Annotated in this window: 13 protein-coding genes and 1 pseudogene; 3 read left to right on the top strand and 11 right to left on the bottom strand. The window is 43.4% G+C overall.

The features are described 5' to 3' along the window. Positions 1–511: 511 nt before the first annotated feature. Both Xsto_RS14415 and purL read right to left on the bottom strand, forming a co-directional pair. The gene (locus Xsto_RS14415) at positions 512–916 is read right to left on the bottom strand and encodes a RidA family protein (RefSeq protein ID WP_099125470.1); all 405 of its coding nucleotides are present in this window, start codon (positions 914–916) and stop codon (positions 512–514) included. A gap of 170 nt (positions 917–1086) precedes the next feature. Continuing rightward, on the bottom strand, positions 1087–4974 hold the full coding sequence (gene purL, locus Xsto_RS14410) for a phosphoribosylformylglycinamidine synthase (RefSeq protein ID WP_099125481.1): 3888 nt from the start codon (positions 4972–4974) through the stop codon (positions 1087–1089). Between the two features lie 265 nt (positions 4975–5239). Here purL and mltF point away from each other — a divergent pair, with 265 nt between their 5' ends. Continuing rightward, positions 5240–6718, top strand: a complete 1479-nt coding sequence (gene mltF / locus Xsto_RS14405) for a membrane-bound lytic murein transglycosylase MltF (RefSeq protein ID WP_099110617.1) — start codon at positions 5240–5242, stop codon at positions 6716–6718. A gap of 7 nt (positions 6719–6725) precedes the next feature. Here mltF and tadA read toward each other — a convergent pair whose 3' ends face one another. Then, entirely contained in the window at positions 6726–7232 is a 507-nt protein-coding gene (gene tadA, locus Xsto_RS14400; protein WP_099110618.1) for a tRNA adenosine(34) deaminase TadA, read from the bottom strand. Positions 7233–7291: 59 nt separating this feature from the next. After that, on the bottom strand, positions 7292–7936 hold the full coding sequence (locus Xsto_RS14395; RefSeq protein ID WP_099125469.1) for an HD domain-containing protein: 645 nt from the start codon (positions 7934–7936) through the stop codon (positions 7292–7294). A 203-nt stretch (positions 7937–8139) separates the two neighbouring features. Here Xsto_RS14395 and fos point away from each other — a divergent pair, with 203 nt between their 5' ends. Beyond that, entirely contained in the window at positions 8140–8538 is a 399-nt protein-coding gene (gene fos / locus Xsto_RS14390; protein ID WP_099110621.1) for a fosfomycin resistance glutathione transferase, read from the top strand. Positions 8539–8541: 3 nt separating this feature from the next. Here fos and Xsto_RS14385 read toward each other — a convergent pair whose 3' ends face one another. After that, positions 8542–9444 carry a DNA-3-methyladenine glycosylase family protein gene (locus Xsto_RS14385; RefSeq protein WP_099125468.1) on the bottom strand — a complete coding sequence of 301 codons (903 nt, stop codon included), beginning with the start codon at positions 9442–9444 and terminating at the stop codon, positions 8542–8544. Between the two features lie 414 nt (positions 9445–9858). Continuing rightward, a complete protein-coding gene (gene cspE / locus Xsto_RS14380; RefSeq protein ID WP_099110625.1) occupies positions 9859–10071 on the bottom strand; it encodes a transcription antiterminator/RNA stability regulator CspE in 213 nt (70 codons plus the stop codon). Positions 10072–10346: 275 nt separating this feature from the next. On the opposite strand from cspE, the gene Xsto_RS14375 reads away from it, so the two are divergent. Continuing rightward, on the top strand, positions 10347–10607 hold the full coding sequence (locus Xsto_RS14375) for a YfhL family 4Fe-4S dicluster ferredoxin (RefSeq protein WP_099125467.1): 261 nt from the start codon (positions 10347–10349) through the stop codon (positions 10605–10607). 77 nt (positions 10608–10684) lie between these two features. Here the strand turns inward: Xsto_RS14375 and Xsto_RS22215 are convergent. The 5 genes and pseudogenes from Xsto_RS22215 to rnc form a co-directional block, all read right to left on the bottom strand. Further along, a pseudogene (locus Xsto_RS22215) lies at positions 10685–10890 on the bottom strand (holo-ACP synthase). After that, positions 10890–11621, bottom strand: a complete 732-nt coding sequence (gene pdxJ / locus Xsto_RS14365; protein WP_099125466.1) for a pyridoxine 5'-phosphate synthase — start codon at positions 11619–11621, stop codon at positions 10890–10892. Before pdxJ ends, Xsto_RS22215 begins: the two are co-directional and overlap by 1 nt. A gap of 70 nt (positions 11622–11691) precedes the next feature. Next, positions 11692–12423 (bottom strand): DNA repair protein RecO, encoded by a 732-nt coding sequence (gene recO, locus Xsto_RS14360; protein ID WP_099110630.1) that lies wholly within the window; start codon positions 12421–12423, stop codon positions 11692–11694. An 8-nt stretch (positions 12424–12431) separates the two neighbouring features. Continuing rightward, complete coding sequence (gene era, locus Xsto_RS14355; RefSeq protein WP_099110632.1) at positions 12432–13337, bottom strand: GTPase Era; 906 nt, start codon at positions 13335–13337, stop codon at positions 12432–12434. Continuing rightward, positions 13334–14014: a ribonuclease III gene (gene rnc / locus Xsto_RS14350; protein WP_099110634.1), complete on the bottom strand. Its 681-nt coding sequence runs from the start codon at positions 14012–14014 to the stop codon at positions 13334–13336. Before rnc ends, era begins: the two co-directional genes overlap by 4 nt. Between the last annotated feature and the right edge of the window lie 80 nt (positions 14015–14094).

Genomic DNA, 14094 nt, shown 5'->3' with positions numbered 1-14094 from the left:
AAATATAGGTGGTGCCTCACTCCACGTGTCGCCCGTTGCTTGATAAGGCCCGAAAGCGAATATCATAAATTGGACGGTAGGCACCTTACTTTGGCGTCATTCCGGGCTTATGTGGCATTTTTCCACCCTATTTTGTGGGCCGACATAAAAAATTGAATGAGCAACTGCCTTTTATTATGCACATTGCGTGCCAACTTTTGAAAAACTTATTAATTAATTGATTTTATTATATAAAAATAAAAAACACTTTAATATTTATACTTTGTTATATGTTTTTTTGATGCGGGATATATATTTCTGTCGCTAATTTATGACACTTCATGATTTAAATTAATTTAATTAATTAAATCATAATATTAAGTGTCTCCATTTTGAGACAGCAAAAACAACCATTGTCGCTCTTTAGAGACACCATTTTAAAAATATTAATTTAATTAACTCATAAGACAACGTAAGTTAACCAAATAAAAACATTTCCACAACACTTCGTGTGTTATGGAAAATCTTTGCATTAATCTAAAATGGCTTCAGCTTCAATTTCTATTAGCCATTCAGGTAAAGATAACCCTGTTACAATGACCCAAGAAGAAGCGGGAGGCTCTGAAGGAAAATACTGCTGTAATAAAGATGATATGATCAACTGATTCTCATGCGATTCAGCTCCCTGCTTGATATAGATACGCAACATTGTAATATCGCTTAATTCACCACCAGCCTCTCGGATCACTGAGTGTAAATTTTCTAACGCAAGTTTAGTTTGGGCAGGCAATCCTCCCGGAATTGTTTCCTCATCTTTATTAATTCCTACCTGACCAGACAAAAACAGATGTCGGGTTCCTGTTTTAATCACTGCCTGACTGAAACCATATTGAACAGAATTAAATACCGTTTCAGGATTTATCGTTTTTTTAGTCATAGAGATATGCCTCGACAGTCAGAGTAAAAAATCGCAAATAAAACGATAAATCAAAAAGATAAAAACCACATGTAGAAAAAACATTATCTGTGATAACGAAATGAAAAATAAAGGCTCTGATACATATTCAGAGCCTTATGATGAAAAGTGAAAATTGGATAATTAAGTGATTAACCTAACTGCTTGCGGGCATTACGGAAGATACGCATCCACGGGCCATCTTCTCCCCATTCCTCAGGGTGCCAGGAGTTACTGACTGTACGGAATACCCTTTCAGGATGCGGCATCATTGCAGTAACTCGTCCATCTCGGCTGGTGACAGAGGTAATCCCACCAACAGATCCATTAGGATTGGCAGGATAATTTTCTGTCGGCTGGCCATAGTTATCTACGAATCGCAGGGCAATTTGCTGATGTTTTTCCAATTCAGCCAGACTTTGACTACTTCTGAATTCTACCTGACCTTCACCGTGAGCCACTGCAATTGGCAGACGAGAACCCGCCATTCCCTGTAAAAACAACGATGGACTTTCTGTCACTTCAACCAGACTAAAACGTGCTTCATAACGTTCAGAGTAATTGCGGACAAAACGAGGCCAGTATTCTGTGCCCGGGATCAATTCATGTAGATTCGAGATCATCTGGCAGCCATTACATACCCCAAGAGATAGGGTATCCGGTCGGGAAAAGAAGTTGGCAAAATCATCACGCACCTGTGAATTAAACAGAATGGATTTAGCCCAGCCTTCACCAGCACCCAGAACATCACCATATGAGAAGCCACCACAGGCAACCAGTGTCTGGAACTGCTCCAAGGTCACTCGTCCGCTCAGCAAATCGCTCATATGGACATCCACGGCTTCAAAACCAGCGCGATGGAATGCTGCCGCCATTTCGACGTGCGAATTCACTCCCTGTTCACGCAACACAGCAACACGTGGGCGTACCTGTTTTGATATGTAACAAGCGGCAATGTCTTCTGCCGGATCAAAGGATAATTTCACATTCAGGCCCGGATCACTCAAATCCTGTTTTGATTGGTGTTCCTGATCTGCACATTCGGGGTTATCACGAAGGCGCTGCATCTGCCAGGTTGTTTCTGCCCACCATAAACGCAGAGTGCTCCGGTTCTGGCGATAAACTTCCATATTATTACTGGAGATGACAAAATCATCTCCTGCTTTGGCTTTACCTAAATAATGTACGCAATCACTTAATCCATAGTCAGTCAGTAGATTTTCAACCTGTTCCCTGTCAGTTTCACGAACCTGAATCACTGCCCCTAATTCTTCACTGAATAAAGCAGCCAGAATATCTTCATCAAAAGCACTGATATTGGCGTGCAGGCCGCAATGTCCGGCAAATGCCATTTCTGCCAATGTTACCAACAGGCCACCGTCAGAGCGGTCGTGATAAGCCAGTAATTTACGTTCTGCTATCAGTTGCTGAATAGCTTTAAAGAAACCTGCGAGTTGCTCAGTACTGCGAATATCCGCAGTCTTATCGCCAAGTTGACGATAAACCTGAGCCAGTGCCGTTCCTCCTAATGCATTTTGTCCCAATCCCAGATCGATCAAAATCAATGCGTTATCATCATCCGTTGATAATTCAGGCGTAACGGTATAACGCACATCTTCTACCCGCGCAAATGCAGTAATGACTAATGAAAGCGGAGACGTCATCTCACGCTCTTCACCCTCTTGTGTCCAACGGGTTTTCATCGACATAGAATCTTTGCCTACAGGGATCGTCAGGCCCAATGCCGGGCATAATTCTTCGCCAACCGCTTTCACTGCTTCATATAATCCGGCATCTTCCCCTGCGTGACCTGAAGCTGACATCCAGTTAGCAGACAGCTTCACTCGCTTCAAATCCTGTACATAAGCTGAGGCGATATTTGTCAGTGCTTCTCCGACAGCCATACGGGCCGAAGCAGCAAAATCCAGCAGAGCAACTGGAGCACGCTCCCCCATCGACATCGCTTCACCATAATAGCTATCCAGACTCGCTGTCGTCACCGCACAATCCGCAACGGGGATTTGCCAAGGGCCGACCATCTGATCTCTTGCTACCATACCGGTTATTGAGCGGTCACCAATGGTGATCAGGAAAGTTTTCTCTGCTACTGCGGGTAAATGCAGAACACGTTTAACCGCCTCTGCCAAATCAATACCCTGACGCTCAAGCCCTTTTCCTTTTGCTTTCAGTGAATTCACATTTTTCAGCATCTTTGGTGTCTTACCAAGAAGCACATCCAATGGCATATCAATTGGCTGGTTATCGAAATGGCTATCATTCAACAACAGATGGCGCTCTTCTGTCGCTTCACCAATAACAGCATACGGCGCACGTTCCCGCTGGCAAATATCCTCGAACAGAGCAAGCTGCTCCGGCTCTACAGCTAATACATAACGTTCCTGAGACTCATTGCACCATACCTGTAATGGGCTCATCCCCGGTTCATCATTGAGGATATTACGCAGTTCAAAACGACCTCCTCGTCCGCCGTCACTGACTAATTCTGGCATCGCATTTGACAACCCACCAGCACCAACATCGTGGATGAACAAAATCGGGTTATCATTGCCAAGCTGCCAGCAGCGATCAATCACTTCCTGACAACGGCGTTCCATTTCTGCGTTATCACGCTGCACGGAGGCAAAATCCAGTTCCGCATCAGACTGACCAGATGCCATTGAAGAAGCCGCTCCGCCACCAAGGCCGATATTCATGCTTGGGCCACCCAGCACAATCAATTTGGCACCAACAGAAATCTCTCCTTTCTGGATGTGCTCTTCACGAATATTGCCGATTCCTCCGGCCAGCATGATCGGCTTATGATAGCCACGCAATTCAGTACCGTTATGGGATGTCACTTCTTCTTCATACGTTCTGAAATACCCTAATAACGCAGGACGGCCAAACTCATTATTAAATGCAGCGCCTCCCAAAGGGCCTTCCAGCATGATATCCAGCGCACTGACAATGCGCTCAGGTTTACCGAACTCTTCTTCCCACGGTTGTTCAAATCCGGGAATTTTCAGGTTAGAAACAGAAAAACCAACCAGCCCGGCTTTAGGTTTAGCCCCCCGGCCTGTAGCACCTTCATCACGGATTTCTCCGCCCGAACCTGTCGCCGCTCCCGGCCACGGAGAAATGGCAGTTGGATGGTTATGTGTTTCAACTTTCATCAATATATGGGCGGGTTCCTGATGATAATCGTACACACCATTTTCAGGATTAGGGAAAAAACGCCCCGCCTGAGAACCTTCCATAACAGCAGCGTTATCTTTATAAGCAGAAAAAACATGATCCGGCGTCTGTTCAAATGTATTTTTAATCATCTTAAACAGAGATTTTTCCTGTTCCTGACCATCAATCACCCAATCCGCATTGAAAATTTTATGGCGGCAATGTTCAGAATTTGCCTGTGCGAACATGTAGAGTTCAACATCAGTCGGGTTACGCTCTAATTTCTGGAAAGCACGCAGCAGATAGTCAATCTCATCCGCCGCCAATGCCAGCCCCAATTCAATATTGGCAGATTCCAATGCTGCGCGTCCTGATTGCAGAATATCAACCTGTTTCAACGGTGCTGGCTGTTGGTGAGAAAACAGCACTTCCGCCTGCTCAAACTGAGTAAACACGCGTTCCATCATACGATCGTGCAGTAAAGCCGACAGTGCCTGCCACTGCATATCATTCATTTCACCGCATTGGATATAATAGGCAATCCCTCTTTCCAGACGGGCAATTTGTTTCAGCCCACAGTTATGAACTATCTCTGTCGCTTTTGAAGACCACGGTGATATCGTACCTGGCCGGGGAGTGACTAAAAATAGTTGACCTTTGGGTTCATGTTCAGCTAAAGAAGGACCATATTTTAATAGTCTGTTTAATTTTTCCTGTTCTTCTGCCGTAAGAGGTGAATTTATTTCCGCGAAATGGACATATTCCGCATAAATTTCTGTCACGGGAAGCTGTTGAGCCTGGCACTGGGAATGGAGCTTAGTAATACGAAACGCTGATAAAGCGGGCGAGCCACGCAGAATTTCCATAGTAATAGGTTCTCTCATCTTAGAAGCAAAGCCTGACTGATGCCTTAGGGGAAACGCCGACATTATAGAGGAATGTTTTCCTCGACGAAACCGTTTGCGTGGGCGTTAATTAATCTATCGACACATACAATGGACTTTTAAAACAGCTCCAATAAAGTTGCAGACTTCAATTTTGTTGCGCAAAATTCCTAAGTACTGGAAATTTAACCATGCTATTATCTGACTTTTCATACTGAGCCTAACCGTACTGACGAGAGATAACTGTTTGAGCAATATCAAGATAAATTATTTTGTCATCGTCATTATCGCACTCCTGTCTGCCACAATTATTGGCCTCAACATCAGTTGGCCTAATAAACAGCAGGAGCAAATAAACAGGATCTTGGCGCGGGGGGAACTTAGGGTTAGTACCATCAGTTCCCCTCTGATTTCACTTAATGATAAAAATGAACCTGTAGGATTTGATTATGATTTAGCCAAACGGTTTGCAGATTATCTGGGTGTCAAACTAAGCATTAAGTTTCGTTCTAACATTAACCAGCTTTTTGACGACTTAGATAATGACAAAGCTGATTTTTTAGCCGCAGGTCTTATCTACAATAAAGAAAGACTTAACCAGACGCGAACTGGCCCGGCCTATTACTCTGTATCTCAACAGTTGGTTTATCGTAAAGGTACGGTACGCCCGCGCTCATTTGCAGACCTGGCTGGCTCACTGGTTGTGAGCGCAGGTTCAGCTCATGTCAGTGAGCTGAAGCAATTGAAAGAAAAATCTTACCCAGAATTAAGCTGGGAAGAATCATCACATAGTAATACTCAGGAACTACTTGAGCAGGTTTCTGAGGGTAAAATTGATTATACCATCAGTGATTCTATCAGCCTTTCCCTGCAACAGCGGATCCATCCTAATCTGGCGATCGCTTTCGATGTCAGTGAAGACAAACCGCTGACTTGGTATTTAAAACGTAATGATGACTATAGCCTCTATTCAGCAATGCTGGATTTTTTCAACATGCTGACCGAAAACGGTATAACCTCACGGTTGGAAGATAAATACTTCAGCCATATTGGTTCATTCGATTACTTCGATACTATTTCATTTATTCGTGCAATCAACAAACTACTGCCGACATATCAGCCTATTTTTGAAAAATACGCTGGCTCTCTGGACTGGCGGTTAGTTGCAGCTATCGCATGGCAGGAATCACACTGGGATCCACTGGCAACCTCACCCACCGGAGTTCGCGGCATGATGATGCTGACCCGTCCGACAGCAGAATGGGCAGGAATCAAAGATCGCCTAGATCCGGAAGAAAGTGTAAAAGGAGGAATGGCATATTTACATTACCTGATGGAACGTTTGCCGGATACCATTCCTGAAGATGAAAGAATTTGGTTCGCATTAGCGGCTTATAATATAGGGTATGGGCATATTCTTGATGCACGCAAATTAACCGCTATGCAAAAAGGAGATCCTAATCTCTGGATGGATGTTAAATCGCGAATTCCCCTGTTAGCTCAGAAAAAATACTATGCCAATACTACATATGGTTATGCTCGGGGCTATGAAGCCTACCGCTACGTCGGAAATATTCGTCGTTATTATCAAAGCCTGGAAGGATATCTGAGAGCCAGGAACAACCGCAACAAGACAGAAATTCCTGACACACAGGCTGAGCCAGCAACTGCCAGTAATTCTCATCCACCAGCAGAAGTCCCCGCGTCTGCTCAGGTTATACAGTAAACGTTTATCACTCTTCCAGCTGTTGCTTTTTCAGCCGTTTTAATTCCTTATGCTGCTCCCTACGTTGTTTGAAAAATGCACTCAACATAGCGGAGCATTCCTGCTCCAGTACACCACCAGTAATTTCGATCCGATGGTTCATTCCGGGATGACGCAGAATATCGATCAAAGACCCGGCTGCTCCCGTTTTCATATCACTTGCACCGTAAACCAGCCGCTGTATACGGCTGTGGATCATCGCTCCCGCGCACATGACACATGGCTCCAGAGTGACATACAGTGTTGTCTCCAACAGGCGATAGTTTTGTAATTGAGTGCCTCCACGTCGTAATGCAATAATTTCTGCATGGGCCGTTGGATCATGATCTGTTATGGGGTGGTTATAACCTTCAGCAATAATTTTATTATCCGCTACCAGCAGCGCTCCTACAGGGATTTCCCCTTTTGTCTGTGCCTGCATTGCCAAATCCATGGCCTGACGCATCCAGTATTCATCACTATATATTTCTGTCACTACATGTTCTCTTGCTGGTTATAACCTGTTAATTATACATTCATGTAATTAACACTGATTTATTCAGCCTGAATTTCGTCAAAGAACTCATTCAGAAACTGTTCCATGCGATTCGTTCTTTCCCGCGCCATTTGTTTGCCAGTTTCCGTTTGAAAACCCGCTTCTATCTTGAATAATTTGGTATAAAAATGGTCAACGGCATAAGCGCGATCATCATATTCACGCTGCTTTGCCAAAGGATCATAAGCATTATATAAACCTGAACGCATACGCCCTGCTGTATAAAAACAACGGGCAACTCCCATCATGCCTATGGAATCAAGCCGATCAGCGTCCTGTACAATTTGAGCTTCCAGTGTCTCCGGAGTCAATCCGGCAGAGAAACTATGAGTCTCAATTGCATGGCTGACCGCAGCAATATCTTCTTCGCACCAGCCAAGATCTTTTAATATCAGCGTGGCTTTTTCCGCGGCCATACGGGAGGCTAAATGCCGGTTCGGGTCATTTTTCTCAACGCTAACGCAATCATGTAATAAAACGGCTGCAAAAACTAACCTCAAATTACCACATTCAGCTTCACAGATTTTCTGGGCATTTCTCCAAACCCGGTATAAATGAGCTACATCATGCGCACCATCATCCCCTTCTATTGCAACCGGTAAAATTTGCTGAGCTAAATCATCAAACGGTGAAAAAGATAACATTGCCAAAACCTCTTAATGGGTAAAATGGGTATCTTAACAAAAGCATTCGGAACATTTTATTAGATTTCAAAAGGAGGGCACCAAGGAAAACTTGCCAGATATAATATCCTTTCCTAACATAGCGATGTCATTGCATGATCGCATAATATTATTTAATTATTTGTTTTAAAACGATTATTTAAAGATAAAAATAGGCAAACTCTATGCTGACAGGGCTAAACCATCTGACACTGGCAGTCTCTAATCTCGAGCATAGTCTCGATTTTTACATTAATCTGCTTGGATTCACCCCACATGCCCGCTGGCAAAATGGGGCTTATTTAACTCTGGGAGAACTGTGGCTCTGTCTTTCCTGTGACGAAGCAAAACCAGCCCAGGATTATACGCATATCGCTTTTAATATCGAAGCTCGGCATTTTTCTGCTTTCAGAGAAAAATTGCTCAGTGCTGGAGTAACACAATGGAAAGAGAACCGGAGTGAGGGAGATTCAATCTACCTGCTGGATCCAGACGGCCATCAGCTTGAAGTCCATGTGGGATCGCTGACAAGCCGCCTTGATGCGCTACGCATAAAGCCTTATGACGGATTAGAGTGGTATTGAAATTTAATATCCACTGCTGGATTGTTGTCTCCATAAATGAGCTGCTACAAGAGCCTTCCAGGGAGAAAAACCGGCCAGCCATTTCTCTGTTTGCTCAGCATCTACCTTGTTTTCCTGTTTCAGCAAGTATTGGAGATTACGCCTCACAGCGACATCGCCATGCAAAGAGCCATTCAGATAATTTAATCCCCTTAGCAGGGTATAATTGACCGTCCAGATACCGATTCCCTTAATCGCTAAAAGATTTTTGGTAAGCCGGCTAATTTCAGCTTCATCATTTTCAATAGACAAATCCAATTCACCAGAATCGATTAGTTGACAGACACTCAATAACGCCTTCGCTTTACCCATAGAAAAACCACATTGATACAAATCCTGCTCTGTACACTGCATGACTTCTTTATGAGTCGGATGACACATTAACCCTGAAGTATGTTTAATTCCAACAGATTGAATAAATCGTCGCCGAATGGAAACTGCTGCACTGACACTTATCTGCTGGCCTATAATCGCCCAGCTCAACGCTTCAAAAGGCGATGCCGATTGATAAATACGCAAACCCGCCTGCCGTGTGATGAGTTCTCCAATCACTGGATTTTCTTGATATTGCTCTTCAAATATTTCAACAGGCTGCAATAACCCAAGCATGTGCGTGGCTAAAACAGACAAAGCATCTTTGGAATAAGAAACGCTGTCACCATCAATATCAAGCTGTACCTGAGCACGGTTTTTTTCCATTGAAATAGTCAGTAATGCTGGTTTTCCGTGCCAGATAATGCCTTTTTTAACCTGATCCAGCTGCACAATTTCAGAAACACACTTTTCATCCCGCTGATGAAACGCCAAAAAATCTAGCGCGAGATAATTATCTGGTAAGATAATTTCCGAAAAAAAGCTTGGTTTCATTACAAAAACTCCATCATAAATTTTCATAATAGATCGGAATGGCGCTACTGATGACCAAACACTATATCTATAGTGGTATGTGTGAACTTATCAAGTCCGCAAATAATCAGGGATAAATAAGTTTTAGTAAAGATTCTGAATGGATTCTTAGAAACTATGAGGATTATGAAGCGCCCATTATTTATATTTTACTGGGCATAAGAGCTGACTATTGATAGCGTCAATCCCTAATAATGTAAGGAATTTGCTAAATAAATCAACGGATACAAAAAAACCGTGAAGCGCATCAACGCTACACGGTTTGAAGTGAAAACAGTTATTCAATAAACCCTATATTTGCGGGATTTAATTATCTGGATGTATACCTATCTGAATAGGTAGCATAACTGTTTTGCAAAAAATAGATGTTGTGCCTTAGAGGATCACTACATTGGCAGCAGCTGGGCCTTTCATACCATTTTCAATGGTAAAGGAAACTTCTTGCCCTTCATCTAAGCTTTTGAAGCTATTACTTTGGATAGCAGAATAGTGAACAAACACATCTTTGCTGCCATCTTTTGGAGAGATAAAACCGAAGCCTTTATCGTTGTTAAACCATTTTACTGTGCCAGTCATTGTATTAGACATACGAATTCCTTTGAATTTTTTTATTAATTGCCATGAGGCAAGATGATATTTTTGATTTGATTTATACGTACTTATGGGAACTAAATTAGAAGGAATTCGCTATGAAGGGATATCAAAGATAACGCTCACTGCTGAACTGCTTGAAACTTGCTTATCATAAATAGGTTTGTACTTCCAAACCAGTGGCGATATTATATCCACATCTTCACTGTGATAGCAAACTTTATTTTCTGTCTCACTTTAGTTTACAATAATAATTTGCGTAATATATTGAAATGTCACTACTAATTACCAAACGCTGCATCAATTGTGATATGTGTGAACCTGAATGCCCTAATCAGGCCATTACAATGGGGGCTGAAATCTATGAAATTGATCCAGAGCGCTGTACTGAGTGCATAGGGCATTATGAGAAACCTACCTGCCAGTCTGTATGTCCGATAACCAACACTATTATTATCGACCCCGAGTATAAAGAGACAGAAGAGCAGCTATGGGATAAATTTGTACTCTTACATCATGCTGACAAAATATGAATTCAGCTTGTTCATGGAATTCAAAATAACTTTTCTGCTGATACCTCGTCCAAATAGAACGAGGCCATAATATTTTTCTAACTCTCCAATATCACCGTTGCACAGGCATATCGCCGTTCATCTGCCAGTGTGACATGCATAGATTTCACATACAGTTGGCTCGCTAATATTCTTGCTTCGCCATGAAGTTTTTACGTTTTGCCAGGCGTTCGCTAGAACGCCCGACAATCTCCTCTATACGGAGAATTTCAACAATATCTGTACCCAGTCCGATAATGGCCATTAACGGCGGGCTTCACGCAACAATGTTTTCATATCAGAAACCGCAGCAGACAAACCACTGAATAATGCACGCCCTATAATGGCATGGCCGATATTCAATTCATAAATTTCCGGCAATGCTGCAATGCGCTGTACATTATGATAAGTCAGCCCGTGGCCTGCATTGACTTTTATACCTTTAGCGGTGGCATAAGTTACAGCTTCTTTAATACGCTGAAACTCTTTTTCCTGTTGCGCATCATTTTCTGCATCAGCATACGCACCAGTATGGATTTCAATATAAGGTGCTCCCACTTCAGCCGCAGCATCAATCTGTTGATGGTCTGCATCAATAAACAGGGAAACAAGAATACCGGCATATGATAAACGCTTAACTGCCGCACCAACATGTGCTTTCTGCCCGAAGACATCCAATCCCCCTTCTGTTGTGACTTCCTCACGTTTTTCAGGGACTAAACAACAAAAAGCAGGTTTGATTTGGCAGGCTATTTCTACCATCTCATCAGTCACAGCCATTTCCAGATTCATACGTGTCTGGATGGTTTTTGCTAATAACTGAACATCTCTGTCTGTAATGTGGCGACGATCTTCACGCAAGTGAACTGTTATCCCATCAGCACCAGCCTGTTCAGCAACAAATGCAGCCTGTACAGGATCAGGATATTGCGTTCCACGGGCATTACGTACTGTTGCAATATGGTCAATGTTGATGCCTAACAATACCTCAGCCATTTTTAGCTCCTGCAATTATATATTAGATAAAACAACGTACTCACTCTCCATTATTGAGAGCGATCCCATCTTAATTTTTTTGGTTCGTGTTACCTGTATTTCTGCGCACAAATTGATGAAATAATTCACGGCTCTTTAACGGTTTTCCCCCGAGATAAGGCTGTAAGGCAATGCGAGTAAATCGCTTGGCCGCTTTCAATGTGGCCGGATCAGGAAATTCACGCGCAGCCAGTGCCTTTAGTTCATTGCCAGTAAAGCTGTAGTGATCAACAACCAGACTGGCAATAAATCCTTTTTCTTCTCGATAGCGGTATGTCATTGTGTCTGTGACAGGCTCACCACTGCCGGCACAATGGAGGTAATCCACGCCATACCCCATGTTATTTAGCACCGATAATTCAAAACGGCGCAGGGCGTATTCAGGCGTGTATTCACTTGCAGCCAACACTTGCAAGCACTGGAGATAATCAAAGAAAAGGGCAGGATAGGCGGTTCCCTGTTCAAGGACTCTGGATAAGAGTTCATTAACATACAGGCCGCTGTATAACACGCTACCGGTTAAAGGAAGAGCTAACGAGACGGGTTCAGCATCCCGTAATGTTTTGATTTCACCCCGCCCACTCCAGCGAACCAGTAGCGGGGTAAAAGGCTGAAGACAGCCTTTCAGATTGGAACGGCGGCTACGTGCTCCCTTTGCTAAAACACGCACTCGCCCTTCATGTTCAGTAAAAAAATCCAGTAATAAACTGGTTTCACTGTAAGGGCGCCCATGAAGCACAAAGGCTCTCTGCCAGCCGTCCACGATTAACCTTATAAATCGTCAATATAGCCAAGGCTACGCAGAGCACGCTCATCATCCGCCCAGCCAGCTTTCACTTTGACCCAAAGTTCTAAATGAACTTTAACATCAAACAGCTTTTCCATATCCTGACGGGCTTCTGTTCCGATTGTTTTGATTTTGCTGCCTTTGTTACCAATGACCATTTTTTTCTGGCCATCACGCTCTACCAGAATCAGGCCGTGGATCGTATAACCTCCACGCTCATTAGTGACAAATTGTTCAATTTCAACTGTAACGGAATAAGGTAATTCTTCACCCAGAAAACGCATCAGTTTTTCACGGATAATTTCAGATGCCATGAAACGCTGTGAACGATCAGTAATGTAATCTTCGGGGAAATGATGTTCCGCTTCCGGCATGCGCTCACGCACAATTTTAGCGATGGTATCAACATTTGTGCCTTTTTCTGCGCTGATCGGCACAACATCAATGAAATTCATCTGCTGGCTGAGAAAACCGATATGCGGCAGTAAAATGGTTTTATCCGTAACGTTGTCCACTTTGTTGATAACCAGCATAACCGGGCAACGAAGGTCACGCAGTTTATTCACAACCATTTCGTCATCCGGTGTCCAGTGAGTACCTTCCACAACAAAAATGACCAGTTCCACATCACCGATTGAACTGCTTGCAGCACGGTTCATCAGGCGGTTAATTGCTCGCTTTTCTTCGATATGAAGACCCGGGGTATCAACATAAATAGTCTGATAAACCCCTTCCGTATGGATCCCCATAATACGATGGCGTGTCGTCTGAGGTTTACGGGAAGTAATGGAGACTTTTTGACCCAGTAACTGATTCAATAAAGTCGATTTACCGACGTTGGGTCGTCCGACTATTGCAACGAATCCGCAATAGTTTTTTTCTTTGCTCATTCAAGCTCCAGTTGTTTTAATGCTTGTTCCGCAGCCGCCTGTTCTGCCTTGCGACGGCTGGAACCTATTCCTCTGACAGGCTGCTCAAATCCACTGACCTGACAGTGAATTGTAAATTCCTGATCGTGTGCTTCCCCACGAACCTGAACAACCAGATATGATGGCAACGGCAGATGGCGCCCTTGCAAATATTCCTGTAAACGCGTTTTGGGATCTTTCTGTTTATCACCCGGACTTATTTCATTCAGACGACTTTCGTACCAATTCAGTACAATTTGTTCAACAGTCTGAATATCGCTATCCAAAAAAATACCGCCAATCAAGGCTTCAATGCTATCCGCTAAAATAGATTCACGGCGATGACCACCACTTTTTAACTCGCCCGGCCCTAAACGCAGACATTCACCCAGTTCAAATTCTCTGGCAAGTTCCGCCAGTGTATTACCTCGCACCAATGTGGCTCGCATCCGGCTCATATCGCCTTCGTCAACCCGGGGAAAACGGTGATAAAGCGCGTTAGCAATGACAAAACTCAGGATTGAGTCGCCAAGAAATTCCAAACGTTCATTATGCTTACTGCTGGCACTACGGTGAGTTAACGCCTGAAGCAATAAATCATTCTGCTTAAAGGTATATCCCAGCTTACGCTGTAACCTGTTCATTATTATGGAGTTCATGTGCTACCAATTCAGTTAGAATCCGTCAAATAAAAGCACACGCAACAGACCTGTGAGACTACCTGACTTCTGCCTTAATG

Origin of the sequence: Xenorhabdus stockiae, assembly GCF_002632825.1 — a bacterium.
Classification (GTDB): Bacteria; Pseudomonadota; Gammaproteobacteria; order Enterobacterales; family Enterobacteriaceae; genus Xenorhabdus; species Xenorhabdus stockiae.
The sequence above is the reverse complement of the archived record's forward strand: the minus strand, read 5'-3'. Positions and strand labels throughout refer to the sequence as shown.

What these genes read in the sequence shown, in the direction of transcription:
- era (WP_099110632.1), bottom strand. Translation starts at nt 13,337, where the DNA reads ATGAGCAAAGAAAAAAACTATTGCGGATTCGTTGCAATAGTCGGACGA.
- Xsto_RS14375 (WP_099125467.1), top strand. Translation starts at nt 10,347, where the DNA reads ATGTCACTACTAATTACCAAACGCTGCATCAATTGTGATATGTGTGAA.
- pdxJ (WP_099125466.1), bottom strand. Translation starts at nt 11,621, where the DNA reads ATGGCTGAGGTATTGTTAGGCATCAACATTGACCATATTGCAACAGTA.
- Xsto_RS14415 (WP_099125470.1), bottom strand. Translation starts at nt 916, where the DNA reads ATGACTAAAAAAACGATAAATCCTGAAACGGTATTTAATTCTGTTCAA.
- fos (WP_099110621.1), top strand. Translation starts at nt 8,140, where the DNA reads ATGCTGACAGGGCTAAACCATCTGACACTGGCAGTCTCTAATCTCGAG.
- purL (WP_099125481.1), bottom strand. Translation starts at nt 4,974, where the DNA reads ATGGAAATTCTGCGTGGCTCGCCCGCTTTATCAGCGTTTCGTATTACT.
- rnc (WP_099110634.1), bottom strand. Translation starts at nt 14,014, where the DNA reads ATGAACTCCATAATAATGAACAGGTTACAGCGTAAGCTGGGATATACC.
- cspE (WP_099110625.1), bottom strand. Translation starts at nt 10,071, where the DNA reads ATGTCTAATACAATGACTGGCACAGTAAAATGGTTTAACAACGATAAA.
- Xsto_RS14395 (WP_099125469.1), bottom strand. Translation starts at nt 7,936, where the DNA reads ATGTTATCTTTTTCACCGTTTGATGATTTAGCTCAGCAAATTTTACCG.
- Xsto_RS14385 (WP_099125468.1), bottom strand. Translation starts at nt 9,444, where the DNA reads ATGAAACCAAGCTTTTTTTCGGAAATTATCTTACCAGATAATTATCTC.